Consider the following 19,227-nt stretch of genomic DNA (forward strand, 5'->3'; position numbering starts at 1 on the left):
GGAGCGCCCATGTCTTCCCCTCAGAAAGTTTCCCCATGCGCGCGCTGATGGTGCAGGGCTGCGGGTCCAATGTCGGCAAGTCGCTGCTGGTCGCGGGTCTGTGCCGCGCGGCGCGGCGGCGCGGGCTTTCGGTGGCGCCGTTCAAGCCGCAGAACATGTCGAACAATGCCGCCGTGACGGTGGATGGCGGCGAGATCGGCCGCGCGCAGGCGCTTCAGGCCCGGGCGTCAGGTCTGGAGCCGCTGACCGACATGAACCCCGTGCTGCTGAAACCCGATAGCGAGACCGGCGCGCAGGTCGTGGTGCAGGGGCGGCGGCTGACCAGCACCCGCGCGGCGGATTACCCGGCGCTGAAGCCGCAATTGCTGCGCCCCGTGCTGGAGAGCTTTCATCGCCTGAAAGCCGCGCATGATCTGGTGATCGTCGAAGGCGCCGGCAGCCCGGCCGAGGTGAACCTGCGCGCGGGTGACATCGCCAATATGGGCTTTGCCCGCGCGGCCGATGTGCCGGTGGTGCTGGCAGGCGATATCGACCGGGGCGGGGTGATCGCGCAGGTGATCGGCACGCAGGCGGTGCTGGACCCGGCCGATGCCGCCATGGTGCGTGGCTTTCTGATCAACAAGTTCCGCGGCGACCCGCGGCTGTTCGACGATGGCTATCGCCTGATCGCGGAACGCACGGGCTGGCCCGGCTTTGGCGTGGTGCCCTGGTTTCCGCAGGCCTGGCGCCTGCCCGCCGAAGACGCGCTCGACATTCCGGCGCGCAGCGGTGACGGCGCGTTCCGCATCGCGGTGCCGGTCCTGTCGCGGATCGCGAATTTCGACGATCTCGATCCGCTGGCGCAAGAGCCGGGTGTCACGCTGACCATGGTGCGCGCGGGTGAGGCGATCCCGGATTGCGATCTGGTGATCCTGCCGGGGTCGAAATCGACGCGGGGCGATCTGGCATTTCTGCGCGCCCAGGGCTGGGACATCGACCTGCAAGCGCATCTGCGGCGCGGCGGGCATGTGCTGGGCATCTGTGGCGGCTATCAGATGCTGGGGCAGAGCATCGACGACCCCGACGGGATCGAGGGGCCGCCGGGGGTCAGCCCGGGGCTCGGCCTGCTGGATGTGGTGACGGTCATGACCCCCGACAAGCGGCTGACCCGCGTGCAGGCCACCCATGCCGCCAGCGGCGTGCCGCTGCAAGGCTATGAGATCCATATCGGTCGCAGCACCGGCCCGGATTGCGCCCGCCCCTTCGCCCATGTCGCGGGTCAGCCCGAAGGCGCCATGCGCGCCGATGGCCGCGTGGTGGGCAGCTATCTGCACGGCATGTTCACCGATGACGGTTTTCGCCGCGCCTTTCTGGCGCAATTCGGCGCGAGTGCCGCCCCGCAGGATTACGCGGCGACGGTCGAAACCGTGCTGGATCAGCTGGCCGACCATCTGGAAACCCATCTGCGGCTGGAGCCGCTGCTGGCGCTGGCGCGCTAATCCCGCTGCAACCTTGTGGCCAGATGCCGGGCCAGATGGCGGGCATTGTCCGGCGCCAGGATCGAAAGGTGGTCGCCCGGCACGTCGATCAGCTCCAGCCCGCCGGTCGCGACCGGGCGCCAGCCCAGCCCGCTGGCGATCGCCTCGGGGCTGTCCCAGAAACTGTCGGCGGCGCGAAAGACGGTGATCGGGCCGTCATAGGCGCGGGGCTGATAGTCCTCGACCGCGCGGACATTGGCCTCCACCAGATTGGCGCCGTTCACCTCGCCCGGGGCGGCATCGGCCAGTTCGCGCGCGATCTGGCGGTTTTCCAGCTTGAAGCGCAGCACCCGGCGCAGGTGATGCAGGCGGTGGCGGCGCAATTCGTGCAGATGCGCGACCAGCTTGCCCTTGCCTGAAAGCGAGGGCCGCCCGCCCGGCCCCATCGCATCCAGCACCGCCAGAACCCGCACCTCGCGCCCCGCGGCGCGCAGCATCTGCGCCAGTTCAAAGGCGAAATAGGCCGCCATCGACACCGCGCCCAGCCCGATTGGCCCTTCGGGAAAGGCGCGCTGGATATCGGCGAAATAGCGCCGCGCAATGCGCGAGACGCTGATATCTTCCAGATCCTTCGGCGGGCCGACGGTCAGGCCATAGACCGGGTAATCGGGGCCAAGCGCCTCGGCCAGCGGACGGAACAGGCTTTCCTTTTCCCCCAGCACATGCACCGCAAAGAACGGCACCTGCCCGCCCCCGGCCTGGATCGGCACGATCAGATGCGCCTCCTCATCCTCGGATTCAAGGAACCGGGCCAGGCTGCGCGCGGTGGGATAGCGATAAAGATCGGTCGTCACGATATCGCGGCCAAAGCGGGCCTCGATCACCGAGGCCAGCCGCAGCGCCATCAGCGAATTGGCGCCATGGTCGCGGATATCGTCATCCGGACCGAGATCGGGCTGGGCCAGAACCTCGATCATGCAGCGCTGCACGGCAAAGGCGAAACTGTCGAGCGGCGCATTGGCCGCCGTCTCGCCCGTGGCGGTGCCGGGCCGGGGCAGGGCGGCCATGTCCACCTTGCCATTCGGCCGGAGCGGGAACGCCGGCACCGGCAGGATCATCGGCATGGTCGCCCCGGTCATGTAGCGCGAGACATGTTCGACCAGCGCCGCCAGCGCCGGGCTGCCCGCCGCCAGATCGGGGCCGCAGACCCAGGCCAGCAGGCGGGCCTGATCGCTGCCGGGGTTGTCCACCGCGACGCGCACGTCGCGCACCCCCTCGAACTGCGCCAGCGTGCGCTCGACATCGCCCAGATCCAGCCGATGCCCGCGCAGCTTGACCTGACGGTCACGCCGGCCCAGAAAACACAACTGCCCATCGGCACGCCACAGCGCCCGGTCGCCGGTCGCATAGCGATGCGCCCCGGCCTGTGACGCCAGCGGATCGGGCAGAAAGCTGCGCGCGGTGATTGCCGGCTGGTTCAGATAGCCCAGCGTCACCGCAGGGCCGCCGATGAACAGGCTGCCCTCGGCGCCCAGCGGCGCCAGCGTGCGGTCAAAGGCCAGCACCTGCGCGGTGGCATGGCCCAGCGGCCGGCCGATCGGCACATCCTGCCGCTCATCCACCGGGCCGGCGGTCAGGTCGGGCGCATAGGCGGTGCAGGTGATCGTCGTCTCGGTCGGCCCGTAGCCGTTCATCCAGCGGCACTGCGGCGCCAGCCGCTGCCACTGCGCCAGCGCCGAGGCGGTGATCCTTTCGCTGCCGGTCACGGTCAGCCGGATCGATGGCGGCAGCGACATGCCGCGCGCGACCATCTCCTCCACCAGCACATGCCAGAAGCTTGCCGGCAGGTTCATCACGGTGACCTGCCGGTCGCGCATGAAATCGAGAAAGGCCTGAACCGAGGTGATCTCGTCCTCGCCGCGGATCACGACCGAGGCGCCGGCCAGCAGGCTGGGCACGATCTCCTCCAGCGCGACGTCAAAGCCGGGCGAGGCGAAATGCAGCACGCGATCCGCCGGACCCAGATCGAACAGCGCGATCATCGCCGAGGCATGGGCCGACAGCGCCCCGGTCGTGCCCATCACCCCCTTCGGCCGTCCGGTCGAGCCCGAGGTATGGATGATGTAGGCCAGCCGGTCGGCCCGCATCGGCGGTCGCGGCAGGGTATCGTGGCGTTCGGCGCGGTCGGGGCGCAGCAGTGGCACGGCGAGCCCCGCAAGACCGTTCTGCCCGATGATGGCCGACACGCCGGCCTCCACAGCGCGCAGGCAACGCTCGGTTTCCGGCAGCGCGGTGTCGAGCGGCAGGAACGCGCCGCCGGTCTTCAGCACCGCCAGCGCCGACACGATGAAATCGGCGCAGCGCGGCAGGTTGATCGCCACGATCTGCCCCAGCCCGGCGCCCTGCGCGATCAGCCGCCAGGCCAGCGCATTGGCCTGACGATCGAGCTGCGCAAAGGTCAGCAGGCTGCCATCGCTGTCCCGCACCGCGACCGCGTCGGGGGTGGCGCGGGCCTGGGCCTCGAACCGGGTGACGGGGCAGGGCACCTGTTCGCCGAGCGGCAGATCAGGCTGGCCCAGATGACGCAGTTGCGCGATTTCCTCGGCATCAAGCATGCCGAGCGTGCCCAGCCCGGCCTCGGGGCGGGCCTGCGCCATGGCGCCCAGCAACCGCAGATAGTGATCAGCGATCCGTTCAGCCTTTGCCGGGTCGATCTGGGCGGGGTCGAACTCCACCTCGATTTCCAGCCGATCCTGCCCGTAGATCGCCAGGGTCAGCGGCACGTCACCTTCCTCCAGCAGCCGCACCTCGCGGGTGGTCCAGGCCGGATCGCGGCTGCGCAGCAGCGCGTCGAGCCGTTGCGGCGAATAGACCAGAACACTGTCGAAAAGCGGCACCGACGCGGCAAGACCGGCCCATTCCCGCACCTCGCGCAGCGCGGTGGCGTGATGGGGGCGCAGGGCCACCGTTTCCGCCTGAGCGCGCGCGATCAGGCTGCGCAGGTCAGGCAGATCGGCCAGATGCAGGCGTTGCGGCAGGGTGGCGATCAGCGCGCCGACCGTCGTTTCATGCCCCGGAAACAGCCGCCGCCCGGCCAGCGTCAGGCCAAAGGCGCCTTCGTCCCGCCCGCTCCACCGTGCGAGCAGCAGCGCCCAGGCGGCCTGAAGCGCCGCAAAAAGCGTCCCGCCCGATTGCACCGCCAAATCGCGCAGCGCGGTGGTGTCGGGCTGGTTCAGCAGGCGGGTCAAGACTTGCATCCGCCCCGGCCGCGCGGGTCCGGCGGTCAATGGCGTGCCGGCATCGAATTCGGCAAAGCGGTCGGCGAAATGCTGTTGCGCGGCGACGGTATCGCGTTGCCACAGCGCCGCGACAAAGGCAGTCAGATCGCCTGCCGGCGCAGGATCGATGGGTTGCGCCGCCAGAAGCCCGGTCAGATCCTGCATCAGGACCGCCATTGAGGGCAGGTCAAGCAGCGCATGATGGGCGGTAAAGATCAGCAGCAGCCCCTGCGCATCCTGATGATATCGCAGCCGCCAGCCGTGATGGCGCAGATCGACCCCGGCTTCGCGATCCTGACCCAGCCATGCGACAAAGGTTTCGGGTGTCGTGATGCCATCCGGCAGGGGGGCCACATCTGGCAGCACATGGTCGGCAAGCTGCCAGAGCGCGCTGCCAACAGCACCAATTTCCGCCCGCAGGCGCAGCGCGGTGTGACGCTGTGCGAGTTCGGTCGCCGCGCGGCGGATCGTCTCGGCATCCGGGTGCAGATCCGGCGCGCGGATCACGATCTGTTCAAGATTGGTCCATGGTGCCGCGCCGTCCATGGCGGTGGCGATCATGGCCTCATGAAATGGCGTCGCCTGCATCATGCGGCCTTCATACCGCCTGATGCCCGCCCTGTCGACCGACGCATCCGCCTGCCGGCTGTCGAATTTCCCGCTGAGTGTCACCCGTCAGATATTCCGCTGTTTCTGCAATCGAGGCTCAAGAGGCCCGCGATGGTTACTTGGTCCGGAAATATGTCGTCGCTGCGGCAATGAAGCGACCATAATCTGCGGGCGCATGATGGTCCGGTTTGCAAGTCTGTGTTGTTGTCCTTTCATCAGTTCGCTCGGCCGGCAGAGCGCTAGGCGAGATGGTGACCTGTGACGATGGCGTGAGCCCTGCCGCCCTGCAATATGTGGGCTGGCGCGATCTCTGTCTGACCGGCTTGCCTGCGTCCCCGCCGTGGATCAGGGGGCTGCGGCGGGCGGGGGAGGTTGCGGTTCAGTCCCGGGCGCTGTGGTGGATTGGAGCAAGGCCTCCAACCGTTTCCGGCTGTCCTCGGATCGCGACAAGGTGCTTTCCGCCCCCGCAAGGCTGATCGGCGCCGGAGAGGGCAGGTTTTGCGGTACGATCATCAGGCTCGCGGCTCCGGACCATTCGGCCTCGTCCTGATCCGCGACAAGCGCCCAGTCACGCGATGTGCGTTGAATGTGCTGTAACCTGTCAGGCGCTGTACGCGCCAAAATCGGGCTTGCTTCCGCGCTGTGCCCAAGCAGCAAATTGGCCTGGGCGCGCAGCGGATCGGCGGCCGCGCCCAAGCCCGCTATGGCGCGCAGCGCATCAGTGCCACGATGCGTTGCGATCAAGGCACGCCCCCGTGCGAGCGACCATGCTTCCCTCTCGTCCTTCGACGGTGCCGTGCCGCCCAGCCAGAGCAGCGCCTGTTCGGGAAACCCGAGTGTCAGCAGCCTGTCGGCGATCAGCTGCCGGTCCCCTGGACTGACCGGAACTGTGTCAGGGACGGGCGGCGTGAAGGCGTATTCCAGAAGGGCCGCGTCGGATTCAGATCGGGTGACCAGATGCAGAAAGCGCTCCGCCGCGTCCGGTTGCCGCTCAAGCCAGCTTGCTGCCACACGAAATTCGCCTGCAAGCGCATAGGCACTGACCAGTGCCTGCCGGAGCAGGGGCGCTTTGGCTGTCGATTGATACTGTGCCTCAAGCGCCTCGAGCATCCGGATGCGGTCAGGCGCGACTGGAGTGCGGGTTTGGACCCCAAGCTCAACCAGTGCAATCAGCGCCTCTGCTTCGGCTGGTCCCGGCTTCGCCGCTGCGGCCTCCAGATCCATTTGCGCCTCAGGGGTTGGCCCATGCGCGAGTTCTGATCTGGCATTGGCGAGATGACCATTGCCCCCCTGCGCTAGGGACAACAGGGCACGGAGGCGGTCTGCTGTTGCGAGATCCCCCTGCTGCAACATGCGTTCGATGAGGTCTGGCCCCACTCTGGCCCGTAGCGGCGGGGGGAGTGCGGAATATGCCTGGAATATCTGTGCGGACGCGATCCTTTCAGAACGGCGCAAACTGCTGCGGGAAAGGATCGCCCAAAGCGCGACATCTGACGGGCAGGTTTCCATATTTTGAAAGGGCCCGTCATCATCATGTTCCCCTTCCAGGATGCGGGCCATCTGCGCCACGGCGCGTATTTCTGCGGTTGGTGGCTGCGACAAGGTCAGCACTTGCAGTGCCTCGACGCCAAACCCGAGGGACACATACTGCCGCGCGGCAGTGAGGATCCGGGTCGCGTCGATTTCTTCTGCCTCTGTCGTCAACAGCGCGTGGAGGGGGGCAAGCCCCTCTCCTCGTTTTGGGGCATTCATGTGCCAGGCGGCAACATCCACCAGCTGTTCATCAAGGCATTGTGCGGAGGAGAGCGGAGGTTTGTCGAGCGTTGCAGCGTTGGAAATGCTCAGCCCCGGTAGCGGCCCGCGATTGAGATGATCGGGTTGTCCTGGCGACTGAGCGGCCGACGGAGCTGGGTCGGCGAGGTCGATCAAGCCCTCGTCGGCCGAGCGCGCCATCTCCGCCGCAATTTCTGCGCGCAGATTGGTTTGCTGAGGCAGAGGCGCCACCTGCGGAGAGGTGGACGAAGTGGCATCCCGAAGCCAGTCATATGGGACGGATCGCTCGGTGGCAGCGGTCGTATCCTTGGCCGCGGTGTCATGTTGCGCCGAGACAGGCACCGGGTTAGGGACCGCTTTTTCAAATGGGGAACCGGGTTCCGGCAGGCCGGATTTGATATCGACAACGACGATATTCGGACGGAAAGAAAAGGCTTCGGCATGACATGCGCAGGCGAGCGTGAAGCGGAGGGTAGACGGCCGACTGTCCACCGCAAGATCCGCAACGCGCGATTTCGGGATGCGTTCAAACGCGGCAGAAAGATCAAATCTGATATCCGGTGATTCCAGCGTGAGCACATAGCTTTCGCCATCGCGCTGCAATTGCCAATCCTGCGCCTCGGGGCTCGTCACCACCAGCCGGGAGAAGCCGGCATGCTCGCCAGAGGTGACGATTGCGGTTTGTGCCGCAAGCGTGCCCGGCAGAAGGGCCAGAAACAAGACCAGCAAGATCCGCATCACGAGGCCTCCTGCTTGAGCGCGCGCAACGCTTCCTCCAGATCCGAGAAGCTTGGACGGAGGGCATGTGGTGTGTTCTGCCGACCAACCTCGATGCAGATGTTGGCGGGGTGGTTATGCAGGTTTGCAACCAGCACCTCGCGGATCAGCTGGTAGAAGTGATCGTCGTCCTCCACGACAGCCTTGACGCGGGTGGCGAAGGGGCCGACGATTCCGTAGGCGAGGAATACGCCCAGAAAGGTGCCGACTAGGGCGCCGCCGATCATCTTGCCCAGCACTTCGGGCGGCTGGTCGATCGACCCCATGGTCTTGATCACGCCCAGAACCGCCGCGACGATCCCGAGCGCGGGCAGCGCATCCGCGACAGATTGCAGCGCGTGACTGGAATGAAGCGCATGGTGGCGCGCGGTTTCCATGCGTTTGTCCAGCACCTCCTCCACCTGATGCGGATCGTCATAGTTCATGGAGGCTGCGCGCAGCGTATCGCAGATGAGATCTACCGCATCATGATCGTGCTGGATGCGCGGATAGCGCGCGAAGATGGTCGATTCCTCGGGCTTTTCAATATGCTCTTCCAGGGCCACCGGATTGCTGCGCGCGATGCGGATCAGCTCGAACAGCAGGCATAACAGATCACGATAGTCGCTGTTGCGCCATTTCGGGCCCTTGAACACCTTGCCGATATCGCGCACCGCGTGCTTGACCGAAGACAGGTCGTTGGAAAGCAGAAAGGCCCCCAAGGCCGCACCGCCGATCATGATCATTTCGAAAGGCAGCGATTTCAGGATGATGCCCATCTTGCCGCCGGCCAGCACATAGCCGCCGAACACCATCACAAAAATCACGACAATTCCGACGATTCCGAACATCGCTGTCTCCTGTCTTCGCCTCTGTCCGACCCTGTCAGCCCGGGTTTAAGAAAGCCTTATTCCTTGGGCACATTCGCATTGCGCCCGGCCATCAGGGCGCTGACCGCATAGGCGTGCTCCTCGGTCATGCCGGACAGGATCGCGGCCGCCTCTTGCGGGCCCATCCGCCCCAGGAAACCGGCGGCGAATTGCGGATCCATGCCGTTGAAAAGCCGGGCCGCATCCTTGGGTTTCATGGTCTGGTAGACCTCGGTCAGCTGGGCAAGATCCTTCTCGGCAGCGCTGTCGGCCAAAGCAAGCGTCGCGCGCAGGCCCGATTCCGCCTCGATGAGTTCGGCCATGCGACGGTCGATCACCTCTTGCGCGAGATCGAGCGCCGCCATCCGCTCCGCCAAGGCCGTTTCCTGGGCGCGGGCGCGGCTTTCCCGCTCCTGCAAGGCGGCGGTCAGGGCGGCCGGCGGCTGCGGGCAATCCAGCGGGGGTGCCTCCGGGTGTTCAGTGCCCTCCTGCGCGCCCGCCATCGCATGACCAACATTCATTCCAAGACGGATCGCTCCGCTCGCCATCAGCAGAAAGGCCAGCACGAACAATACGCTGCCGCGCAAACGACGCGATGGCCGGCTCATGACGCGGCCTCAAGATCATCGCTCGCGGATTTCCGGCGGACAAAGCGCAGGCGGCGCCCGGGTTCTGCGAAATCGGCAGGCTCCGCCGGGCGCGTGGGCGGAGTTTCCATGTCATGCATGGAGGCGAGCATCACCTCGAGTCGCGCGGCCACCGATTCGGCGCGCCCGGTCAACCCCTCCAGCGTCACCGCAGAATCGTTCGCGGTTTCGCGCGCGCGGGCCAAGGCGCGCGTCAGGTCATCAACCTGCGCCGAGAGGACCGCGATCGCGCCGCCCATGCCGGATTCCAGCGTGGAGAATTTCCGCAGCCGGCCGGCCAGGACAAAACAGTAGACCGCCACGCCAAAGGTTCCGGCGGTCATCAGTATATCGGCCACAAAACCCATGTTCTTTACCTCAATTTATCAGGAATTCGGTGATGAGGAGGTCATCGACCATCCCCTCGCCGGTCACGAGCTGGATGCGGCTCAGCAGGTGGCCGCGGATGCGCACAAGGGCGGCGGGCTCCTCCAGACGCGCGACCTCCACCGCCCGCAGATAAGCGTTGATCACGTCGAGGATGCGCGGTGTCAGATGGGTCACCTCTGCCGCCTTGGCCTGCGGCACCTCCAGCTGTGCGACAAGTCGCAGATGACGGTTCTGACCCGCCGTGCCGAGCGAGATCATCACCGGATCCAGCGGCACGAAGGCCGCCGTGGGTGCTGCGCTCTTGGCCGTTTCGGCGTGATCGGCGCCGCCTGCGCCGAGCAGCAGCCCTGAATAGGTCAGGAAGAACCCGCCGCCGCCCAGCAGCAGGGCAAGGCCCAGGCCCAGCAACAAGGCAAGGCGCGATTTGGGTTTCGGGGCTTCGTCCGGCGACGAATCAACAGCGGCCATGGGGGGCTCCGATCTTTTTCGACGAGTCATGCATAGCCGCGATGTCACTAACCGATTGTTAAGGCCGTTCCCGCAAGACTGCATCGTGAAGGGGCAGAAGCCCACAGACGGAGCCTGACCGTGCAGAACCTGATAACGCTTTGGTCACAAATGACTTTTCGTGCACGCATCATTGTGGGCACGGCCACAATCGCGATGTTTGCGGCGATTCTCGGGATGACGCGGCTGACCGGCGGATCGGAGATGGCGCTGCTTTATGCCGGGCTCGATCCGGCGGCCTCGGGCGAGGTCATCGCGGCGCTTGACCGGATGGGGGCCACCTATGAGGTGCGCGGCACTTCGATCGAGGTGGAGGCCGCGCGGCGCGATCAGTTGCGGATGGAGCTTGCTGGCGAGGGGCTGCCTGCGGCGGGCGGCCAAGGCTATGAACTGCTGGACGGTCTGTCGGGTTTCGGCACGACCTCGCAGATGTTCGATGCGGCCTATTGGCGTGCGAAAGAGGGCGAACTGGCGCGCTCGATTCTGGCGACGCCGGGGGTGAAATCCGCACGGGTGCATCTGGCGCAACCGGTTTCGCAACCGTTTCGCAAGGCCGGGTCGGGCACGGCCTCGGTCACGGTCACGACGGCGACGGGTGCCCTGCCTGCGGCCCAGGCGCGGGCGTTCAAGCATCTGATCGCGGCGGCGGTCGGCGGTATGACGCCCGAGGATGTGACGGTGATCGATTCGGTTGGCGGCCTCGTGCAGACCGGCCCCGAGAGCGCCGCCGATGACCCCGCTGGACTGGCGCGTGCCGCAGAGCTGCGCGCGAATGTGGAGCGGTTGCTGGAGGCGCGGGTCGGGCGCGGTAAGGCGGTGGTGGAGGTCAGCCTCGACCTGGTGACCGATCACGAACAGATCACCGAGCGCAGCTTTGACCCCAAGGGGCGCGTCGCCATCTCTACGGAAACGCAGGAGAAATCGGGCACGAGCAGCGAGGCCGCGCAGGATGTGACCGTCGCGTCGAACCTGCCGGAGGGCGATGCCGGCGCGGGCGGAAAAAACCAGAGCCAGAACAGCGAGACGCGCGAGCGGGTGAATTTCGAGGTTTCCGAGACGCAGCGCGAGGTCGTGCGGGGCCCGGGCGGTGTGCGCCGGCTGACGGTCGCGGTGTTGGTGGACGGGCTGCGCCAAACGGCGGCAGACGGCACGGTTTCACAGGTGCCGCGCCCGGAGGAGGAATTGGCGGTGCTGCGCGAACTTGTCGCCTCTGCCGTGGGGCTGGATGAGGGGCGCGGCGATGTCCTGACGCTGAAATCCCTGGCGTTCGAAGCGCCGCCCTCCGAGGGCACGTTGGCAGAGGCCGGTCTGCTGTCAGCCCTGCCTCATCTCGATGTGATGAGCCTTATCCAGATGGCGGTGCTGGCACTGGTCGCACTCATCCTCGGGCTGTTCGTGCTGCGGCCGCTGCTGCTGTCGGGGCGGGCCGGGCGCGCCTTGCCGTCCGAGCCGGCGCCGCTGGCGCTGCCACCGGCCCTGGCTTCCGACACGGTGAACGTGCCGCGCGTCGTGACGGGCGAGATCGACGATATCGGCGATCTGGCCGAGATGCCCGCGCTGTCGGGGCAGGCGACCGAGATCGCCGATCCCGTCGAACGGCTGCGCCGGCTGATCGAAAGCCGGCAAGGCGAATCGGTCGAGATTCTGCGCGGCTGGCTTGAGGACGGGGAGCGGGCGTGATGTGTGCATTGCGGCTGGAGGTGTTTGAAACCGGCGAGGATGCGGCGGTCGCGGCCGGGCCAACGGCGGAGAATGACGAGCGCCGGATCGAAGCCTATGAGCAGGGCTACCGTGCCGGATGGGATGATGCCGCGGCGGCTCAGGCCGAAGATCAGCGCCGCATCCGCATGGATCTGGCACGCAATCTTCAGGCCATGGCCTTTACCTTTCAGGAGGCGCGCAGCCATGTGCTGATGGCGCTGGGCCCGCTGATGCAGGAAATCGTCGGGCAATTGCTGCCCGAAACCGCGCGCGAGGCGCTGGCGCCGACCATTCTGGAAACGCTGATGCCGCTGGCCGAGGAGCTGGCGGATGCGCCGGTCTCCATCATGCTCAACCCCGCGGATCGTGGGGCGGTGGAGCTGTTGCTGGAACAGGCGACCGGCCTGCCGATCGCCATTGCCGAGGAGCCGACACTGGCCGAGGGGCAGGCTTTCCTGCGCATGTCGGGGGCCGAGGTGCAGGTCGATCTGCATCGCGCCACGGCGGAAATCGCGGCGGCGGTGCGCGGATTTTTCGGACTTTCACACGGGGAATGAACCATGGATGACGCCACGGATGCCAATCCTTTCGGCCAGGTGCCGATCGAGATCATGATTTCGGTCGGCAAGGCCCGGCCGCAGGTGCGCGACCTGCTCAAACTTCAGCGCGATGCGGTGCTGCCGCTGGACCGTCGGGTGGACGACCCGGTGGAGCTTTATGTCGGCGACCGGCTGATCGCGCGGGGCGAGTTGCAGGAGCTGGATGGCGAACAGGCCGGCCAGCTTGCGGTGCGGCTGATCGAGGTGGCCGCGTTCAAGGGCGGCATGTGATGCGGCTTTGCTGGTTGCTGGGGCTGCTGCTGGTGATCGCGGCCCCCGCCGGGGCGCAGGAGGGGGTGGACGCCCTTGTCGGCGGGGCGGAGCTCGGCACGCGCTCGGTTCAGCTGATCGCGCTGATCACGATCCTCAGCCTGGTGCCGGGAATCGCGGTCATGGTGACCTGCTTTCCCTTTGTCGTCACCGTCCTCTCCATCCTGCGGCAGGCGATCGGGCTGCAATCGGCCCCGCCGAACATGGTGATCGTCAGCCTTGCGATGTTTCTGAGCTGGTTCATCATGGACCCGGTGCTGACCGAGGCCTGGAACCGGGGCGCGGGGCCCTATTCCCGCGGCGAGATGACGTTGACCGAGGCGATTCCGGTGACGGTGCAACCGTTTCGCAGTTTCATGGCCGGCCGCGTGGACCCCGACACCTTTGCCGAGATGCAGGCGCTTCGACCGGGCGAGATATCTGCCGCGGCAGAGGCGCCGCTGTCGCTGCTGGTGCCGTCCTTCCTGTTGTCGGAAATCCAGCGTGCCTTCGAGATCGGGTTCCTGATCTTTCTGCCCTTCCTCATCATCGACCTTGTGGTCGCCGCAGTGCTGATGTCGATGGGCATGATGATGGTACCGCCGGCCATCGTATCGCTGCCGTTCAAGCTGGCGTTCTTTGTGGTGGCGGATGGTTGGGGGCTTTTGTCCTCTGCGCTGGTGCGCAGCTATTTCTGAACGGACGCGCCCCCGGGGAACGAGGGCGCGCCAGAGCGGTCAGACCAGGTTGAAGGCCGGACCATAGGGGTATTTGGTGATGTCTTCGTTGCCATCTTCGGTGATGAACAGGATGTCGTGTTCGCGATAGCCGCCGGCGCCGGGGGTGCCCTCGGGCAGGGTCAACATCGGCTCCATCGAGATGACCATGCCGGGTTCCAGCACGGTGTCGATATCCTCGCGCAGTTCCAGCCCGGCCTCGCGGCCATAATAGTGGCTCAGTACGCCGAAGCTGTGGCCATAGCCGAAGGTGCGGTATTGCAGCAGCTGGCGTTCCTCGAAGAATTCGTTGATCTTTGCCGTCACCTCGGCGCAGGAGGCGCCCGGCTTCAGCAGGCTCATGCCGTATTCATGTGCGGCGACATTGGCCTCCCAGATACGCAGGCTTGCGTCATCGACCTCGCCCACGAACAGGGTGCGTTCCAGCGCCGTATAATAGCCCGAGATCATCGGGAAGGTGTTGAGGCTGAGGATGTCACCGCGCCGCAATTGCCGCGCGGTGACCGGGTTATGCGCGCCATCGGTGTTGATGCCCGACTGGAACCAGACCCAGGTGTCACGATATTCGGCATCGGGGAAGCGGCGGGCGATTTCCAGCTCCATCGCGTCGCGCCCGGCCATGGCCACGTCGATCTCGCGCACGCCTTCGCGGATCGAGTCGCGGATGGCAAAGCCGCCGACATCCGCCACGGCGGCGCCGGCGCGGATCAGGTCCAGCTCGGCCTGCGATTTGCGCATGCGCTGGCGCATCGTGGCGGGCGCGATGTCCACCAGCCGCGACGGCGCCAGGAAGCCGGAGAGCTTTTGCGCCTGAAGCAGCGTCAGGTGATCGGCCTCATGCCCTATGACGCGGCCCGGTCCGGTCACCGACAGGATCGCGCGCCAATAATTGTCGCGCTGCCAGTCGGTATAGGTGATGTTGTCGCCATGGCAGCGCCGCCAGGGTTGGGCCGCGTCGATGCCCGCGCTGATCGTCACGCTCTCGGTCGCGGTGACGACCAGCCCATAGGGCCGCCCGAAGGAGCAATAGAGAAAGCCGGAATAATAGGCGATGTTGTGCATCGAGGTGAAGACGCAGGCATCCACCCCCTCGGCTTGCATGATCGCGCGCAGCCCCGCCAGACGTGCGTCATATTCTGACGCGGCAAAGGGAAGCACGCGGTCCCCCTGGTGGAAGCGATACATTTGCGGACGTTCCGTCATGTCAGACCTCATGTCTGGGGTCTGACGCAGCGCGCCACGGGACCCCGAAAGGTCCCGGCGTGCAGGACAGGAGCAGCCGGAGCTGCAAGCGGCGGGGCATGCGACCCCTGTGGCGACGCCATCGCCACGGCTCAGGCGCAATCATGCCGCAGCGGGGGCTTTCGCGCAAGGGGGTTGAGGGCTTGCCCCGCGCCGGCACAGGCGCCACTCTGACCCCTGCAAACAGGGGGGCGGGGCGATGCGCGCAGGGCCGTTGAATCTGGTCACCGATGTTGCGGGGCTGGTTGTCGGCCATGCGCAGCATGCGGGGCTGCGGTCGGGTTGCACGGTGCTGCTGGCCGAGGCGCCCTTTACCGCGGCGGTCAATGTGATGGGCGGCGCGCCGGGCACGCGGGAAACCGATCTGCTGGCCCCCGACCGGCTGGTGCAGCAAGTGGATGCGCTGGTGCTGTCGGGCGGGTCGGCCTTCGGGCTGGATGCGGCCTCGGGCGTGGCCGACGGGTTGCGCGCGATGGGGCGGGGCTTTGCCGTGGGGGATCAGCGGGTGCCAATCGTGCCGGCCGCGATCCTGTTCGACCTGCTCAACGGGGGCGACAAGCGCTGGGACCGCAACCCCTATGCCGATCTGGGCCTTGCGGCACTGCGGGCAGCGGGGCGGGAATTCGCGCTTGGCACGGCGGGGGCGGGCTATGGCGCGGCGACTGGCACGCTCAAGGGCGGGTTGGGCTCGGCCTCCGCGGTGCTGGACAGTGGCGTGACAGTGGGGGCGCTGGTCGCGGTGAATGCGCTTGGCTCGGCCACGGTGGGCGAGGGGCCGCATTTCTGGGCGGCGCCGTTCGAGCTGGAGGCCGAATTTGGCGGGCTTGGCCCGGCGCCGCGTTACCCGGCGGGGGCAGAGCCGTTGCCGGTGAAGCGGCAGGGCGAGGCGACGACGATCGCCATAGTCGCGACCGATGCCGCCCTCAGCCAGGCAGAGGCGCAGCGCATGGCGACGGCGGCGCAGGATGGCATGGCGCGGGCGCTGGTCCCGTCGCATACGCTGCTGGATGGTGATCTGGTCTTTGCGGCGGCGACGGGCGCGCGGCCACTGCAAGACCCGTTGCGCGACCCGTTCCAGATCGGCCACGCGGCGGCGGCGGTTCTGGCGCGGGCCATCGCGCGGGCCGTATACGAGGCGCGCGCGCTGCCGGGCGATTTGCAACCCTGCTGGCGCGCGCGCTTTGGTTAGGCGTCAGCCCATCCGCTCGGAGGCGTAGGAGCCGGGCGAGGGCGGGAAGACAACGGTCTTGTTGCCGTTCATGAAGACGCGGTGATGGATATGCGCGTGAATTGCGCGGGCCAGAACCTGGGCCTCCACGTCGCGGCCGAGGCTGACGTAATCATCGGCCGACTGAGCATGGGTCACGCGGATGATGTCCTGTTCGATGATCGGGCCCTCGTCGAGGTCGGCGGTGACGTAATGCGAGGTCGCGCCGATGAGCTTCACGCCGCGCTCATAGGCCTGCTTGTAGGGGTTGGCGCCCTTGAACGACGGCAGGAAGGAGTGGTGGATGTTGATGATCCGGCCCGACATCTTTTTGCACAGGGCATCCGACAGAACCTGCATGTAGCGGGCCAGCACGATCAGTTCGGCGCCCGAATCCTCGACCACCTGCAACAGCTGGGCCTCGGCCTGCGGCTTGTTTTCCTTGGTGACCTTGATGCAGTAATAGGGGATGTCCTGGTTCACCACGACCTTCTGGTAATCCATGTGGTTCGAGATGACGGCGACGATCTCGATCGGCAGGGCGCCGATGCGCGAACGATAGAGCAGGTCGTTCAGGCAATGCCCAAAGCGGCTGACCATGATGATGACCTTGGTCTTTTCATGCGCGGCGCCCAGCGTCCAGTCCATCGCGAAGGGTTTGGCCACGGCCTCGAATTCGCTGCGCAGGGTCTGGGCGGTGACGCCCTCCTCGCTGGTGAAGGTCACGCGCATGAAGAAGCGGCCGGTTTCGCGGTCGTCGAACTGGGCGCTGTCGGTGATGTTGCAGCCCTTGTCGGCCAGAAAGCCGGAGATGGCGGCGACGATGCCGCGCGTCGAGGCGCAGGCGACGGTGAGAACGTAATTGGAAGCGGAGGTCATCTAGCTGTTTCCTGAGGCCGGGGTTGTCGTCGCGTTGCCGCGCTGTGCGGAGAATGCGCCGAACATCGCCAAAAACCGGTATGGAAGCGACCTTGATTTGACGATTTTCGGCAAAACTCGGCAAAGTGGGCAGGGCCGGAAAAGACAAAAGCCGCGCAGCATTTCTGCTGAGCGGCTTTCGCAAGATATTGGTGCCCAGAAGAGGACTCGAACCTCCACGCCTTGCGGCACTGGTACCTGAAACCAGCGCGTCTACCAATTCCGCCATCTGGGCGATGTCGTGGGGCGGTATCTACGGCGGCGCGTGGGGGGTGTCAACAGGGGGCGACGAAAAAGTTTCAACAATTTGCGCGGCCATTTGCGCCTTGTCTGGTTTTGGCCTTAAAGCTATGGAGACAACGAGATTTGGCACCATTACCTGTCGGGAAAGGCGCGCACGGATGAGCAAGCTGGTCACCATCTACGGCGGTTCGGGTTTCGTCGGGCGGTATATCGCCCGCCGCATGGCGAAAGAGGGCTGGCGCGTCCGCGTGGCGGTGCGTCGCCCGAACGAGGCGCTGTTCGTGCGCCCCTATGGTGTCGTCGGCCAGGTGGAGCCGGTCCTTTGCAACATTCGCGATGAGGCCAGCGTGCGCGCCGCGATGCAGGGCGCGGATGCAGTGGTGAACTGCGTGGGCACCTTTGCCAGCGGCGGCAAGAACAACTTTGATGCGGTGCAGGTCGAGGGTGCGGCACGCATCGCGCGTCTGGCCGCGGCCGAGGGCGTGGCGCAGCTCGTGCATCTGTCGGCGATCGGCGCCGATGCGGGCAGCGACAGCGCCTATTCGCGCAGCAAGGCCGAGGGCGAGGCTGCGATCAAGGCGGCGTTTCCGGCCGCTGTGATCCTGCGTCCGTCGGTCATCTTCGGCAACGAGGATCATTTCTTCAACCGTTTCGCCGGTATGGCGCGGCTGTCGCCGGTGCTGCCGCTGTTTGGCGCCGCGACCCGGTTCCAGCCGGTCCATGTCGAGGATGTGGCGCGCGCCGCGGTCAAGGGAATCAAGGGCGAGGCCGCGCCGGGTATCTATGAACTGGGCGGCCCGGATGTCGAAACCTTTGCGGGGCTGATGACGCAGATGCTGGGCGTGATCCATCGCCGCCGGCTGGTGCTGCCGCTGCCGCGTCTGGTGGGCCGGGTCATCGCCTTTGGCGCCGATATGGTGCAGGCCTTCACGCTGCGTCTGGTGGAAAACAAGCTGCTGACGGGCGACCAGCTCAAGGGGCTGTATCACGACAATGTCGTGGCGGCGGATGCCAAGGGCTTTGCCGATCTGGGAATCACGCCCTCGGCCATGGGGGCGGTGCTGCCCGATTATCTGTGGCCCTACCGGCCGTCCGGCCAGTATGACGCGATCAAGGCTTCGGCCAAGAACCTGCGCAAGGCCTGATCCCGGCCGGGCTGCAACCCGCGAAGCGAGGGCGGCGTGTCTTATCTGAACGATGTGATCCTCGGCGTGATCGAGGGCGTGACCGAATTCCTGCCGATCTCCAGCACGGGGCATCTGCTGCTGGCGCAGCATTGGCTGGGCGCGCGATCCGACCTCTATAACATCGTCATCCAGGCCGGGGCGATTCTGGCGGTGACCGTGATCTATTGGCGGCGCATCGCGGATCTGCTGCTGAACTGGCGCGCGGCCGAGAATCGCGACTATCTGATCAAGCTGACGCTGGCCTTTCTGATCACGGCGGTTCTGGGGCTGGTGGTCAAGAAGCTGGGATTCGAGCTGCCCGAGACGATCCAGCCGATCGCCTGGGCGCTGGTCATCGGCGGGGTCTGGATGATCGTGGCCGAACGCATGGCGGCGCGGTTGCCGGATTCGGCGCGCATCACCCTGCGCGTGGCGATCGTGGTCGGGCTGGCGCAGATCGTGGCCGGCATCTTTCCCGGCACGTCGCGATCGGGGGCCACGATCTTTGCCGCGATGCTGTTCGGCGCGTCGAACCGGGCGGCGGCGACCGAGTTCGCCTTTCTCGTCGGCATTCCCACGATGTATGCCGCCAGCGGATATGAGCTGATCAAGCAGATGGGCGCGGATGCGGTGCCCGAAGACTGGCTCGGCCTGGGCGTGGCCTTCGTCGCCTCGACGGTGACGGCGTTCGTGTCGGTGAAATGGCTGCTGGGCTATATTCGCAGCAACCGATTCACCGTGTTTTCGATCTATCGCATCCTGTTCGGCGGGCTTTTGCTGGGCCTTGGCGCAGCGGGTGTGCTGGTCTGAGCCGCGCGAATCGCGGGCTTTCTGCCTGTCTTTGCGGCACTATTTCGCAGATTGGTCAGTGTAAGTGACCTAATTTTGCAACCCGACCCC

General features: G+C 66.3%; 16 protein-coding genes and 1 tRNA gene. 8 read left to right on the forward strand and 9 right to left on the reverse strand.

What is annotated here, in order from left to right:
* Window positions 1-35: 35 nt before the first annotated feature.
* Window positions 36-1,478 (forward strand): cobyric acid synthase, encoded by a 1,443-nt coding sequence (locus tag FOA17_RS12895; RefSeq protein WP_149141898.1) that lies wholly within the window; start codon window positions 36-38, stop codon window positions 1,476-1,478.
* On the opposite strand, the gene FOA17_RS12900 is transcribed toward FOA17_RS12895, so the two are convergent.
* The 6 genes from FOA17_RS12900 to FOA17_RS12925 form a co-directional block, all read right to left on the reverse strand.
* Window positions 1,475-5,326, reverse strand: a complete 3,852-nt coding sequence (locus FOA17_RS12900) for a non-ribosomal peptide synthetase (RefSeq protein ID WP_149141899.1) — start codon at window positions 5,324-5,326, stop codon at window positions 1,475-1,477. The genes FOA17_RS12895 and FOA17_RS12900 overlap by 4 nt on opposite strands.
* A 363-nt stretch (window positions 5,327-5,689) precedes the next feature.
* Window positions 5,690-7,855, reverse strand: coding sequence for a hypothetical protein (locus FOA17_RS12905; protein ID WP_149141900.1), 2,166 nt, complete (start codon window positions 7,853-7,855; stop codon window positions 5,690-5,692).
* Window positions 7,855-8,724 carry a flagellar motor stator protein MotA gene (motA, locus tag FOA17_RS12910; protein WP_149141901.1) on the reverse strand — a complete coding sequence of 290 codons (870 nt, stop codon included), beginning with the start codon at window positions 8,722-8,724 and terminating at the stop codon, window positions 7,855-7,857. Before motA ends, FOA17_RS12905 begins: the two co-directional genes overlap by 1 nt.
* Window positions 8,725-8,780: 56 nt before the next feature.
* Window positions 8,781-9,350 carry a MotE family protein gene (locus FOA17_RS12915; RefSeq protein WP_149141902.1) on the reverse strand — a complete coding sequence of 190 codons (570 nt, stop codon included), beginning with the start codon at window positions 9,348-9,350 and terminating at the stop codon, window positions 8,781-8,783.
* Window positions 9,347-9,736 carry a DUF6468 domain-containing protein gene (locus FOA17_RS12920; RefSeq protein ID WP_149141903.1) on the reverse strand — a complete coding sequence of 130 codons (390 nt, stop codon included), beginning with the start codon at window positions 9,734-9,736 and terminating at the stop codon, window positions 9,347-9,349. Before FOA17_RS12920 ends, FOA17_RS12915 begins: the two co-directional genes overlap by 4 nt.
* 10 nt (window positions 9,737-9,746) lie before the next feature.
* Window positions 9,747-10,226 (reverse strand): flagellar basal body-associated FliL family protein, encoded by a 480-nt coding sequence (locus tag FOA17_RS12925; RefSeq protein ID WP_149141904.1) that lies wholly within the window; start codon window positions 10,224-10,226, stop codon window positions 9,747-9,749.
* Between the two features lie 150 nt (window positions 10,227-10,376).
* Between FOA17_RS12925 and fliF the strand changes: the two genes are divergently transcribed.
* The 4 genes from fliF to fliP are packed head-to-tail and all read left to right on the forward strand — an operon-like array spanning window position 10,377 to window position 13,512.
* The gene (gene fliF / locus FOA17_RS12930) at window positions 10,377-11,945 is read left to right on the forward strand and encodes a flagellar basal-body MS-ring/collar protein FliF (protein WP_162528255.1); all 1,569 of its coding nucleotides are present in this window, start codon (window positions 10,377-10,379) and stop codon (window positions 11,943-11,945) included.
* Window positions 11,945-12,523, forward strand: a complete 579-nt coding sequence (locus FOA17_RS12935; protein ID WP_149141906.1) for a FliH/SctL family protein — start codon at window positions 11,945-11,947, stop codon at window positions 12,521-12,523. The genes fliF and FOA17_RS12935 overlap by 1 nt, the downstream gene beginning before the upstream one ends.
* 3 nt (window positions 12,524-12,526) lie before the next feature.
* Window positions 12,527-12,796, forward strand: a complete 270-nt coding sequence (locus FOA17_RS12940; protein ID WP_149141907.1) for a FliM/FliN family flagellar motor switch protein — start codon at window positions 12,527-12,529, stop codon at window positions 12,794-12,796.
* The gene (fliP, locus tag FOA17_RS12945; protein WP_149141908.1) at window positions 12,796-13,512 is read left to right on the forward strand and encodes a flagellar type III secretion system pore protein FliP; all 717 of its coding nucleotides are present in this window, start codon (window positions 12,796-12,798) and stop codon (window positions 13,510-13,512) included. The genes FOA17_RS12940 and fliP overlap by 1 nt, the downstream gene beginning before the upstream one ends.
* A 39-nt stretch (window positions 13,513-13,551) precedes the next feature.
* On the opposite strand, the gene FOA17_RS12950 is transcribed toward fliP, so the two are convergent.
* Window positions 13,552-14,754 (reverse strand): aminopeptidase P family protein, encoded by a 1,203-nt coding sequence (locus FOA17_RS12950; protein WP_149141909.1) that lies wholly within the window; start codon window positions 14,752-14,754, stop codon window positions 13,552-13,554.
* A 238-nt stretch (window positions 14,755-14,992) separates the two neighbouring features.
* Here FOA17_RS12950 and FOA17_RS12955 point away from each other — a divergent pair, with 238 nt between their 5' ends.
* Window positions 14,993-15,982: a P1 family peptidase gene (locus FOA17_RS12955; RefSeq protein ID WP_149141910.1), complete on the forward strand. Its 990-nt coding sequence runs from the start codon at window positions 14,993-14,995 to the stop codon at window positions 15,980-15,982.
* A 3-nt stretch (window positions 15,983-15,985) separates the two neighbouring features.
* On the opposite strand, the gene purU is transcribed toward FOA17_RS12955, so the two are convergent.
* Together purU and FOA17_RS12965 are read right to left on the reverse strand one after the other, a co-directional pair.
* Window positions 15,986-16,879, reverse strand: a complete 894-nt coding sequence (purU, locus tag FOA17_RS12960) for a formyltetrahydrofolate deformylase (protein WP_149141911.1) — start codon at window positions 16,877-16,879, stop codon at window positions 15,986-15,988.
* 189 nt (window positions 16,880-17,068) lie between these two features.
* A tRNA-Leu gene (locus FOA17_RS12965) sits at window positions 17,069-17,153 on the reverse strand.
* A gap of 166 nt (window positions 17,154-17,319) precedes the next feature.
* Here FOA17_RS12965 and FOA17_RS12970 point away from each other — a divergent pair.
* The gene (locus tag FOA17_RS12970; protein ID WP_149141912.1) at window positions 17,320-18,306 is read left to right on the forward strand and encodes a complex I NDUFA9 subunit family protein; all 987 of its coding nucleotides are present in this window, start codon (window positions 17,320-17,322) and stop codon (window positions 18,304-18,306) included.
* 36 nt (window positions 18,307-18,342) lie between these two features.
* Window positions 18,343-19,137 (forward strand): undecaprenyl-diphosphate phosphatase, encoded by a 795-nt coding sequence (locus FOA17_RS12975; RefSeq protein ID WP_149141913.1) that lies wholly within the window; start codon window positions 18,343-18,345, stop codon window positions 19,135-19,137.
* The last annotated feature ends 90 nt before the right edge of the window (window positions 19,138-19,227 follow it).

It is taken from the genome of Gemmobacter caeruleus (assembly GCF_008271655.1).
Taxonomy (GTDB): domain Bacteria; phylum Pseudomonadota; class Alphaproteobacteria; order Rhodobacterales; family Rhodobacteraceae; genus Gemmobacter; species Gemmobacter caeruleus.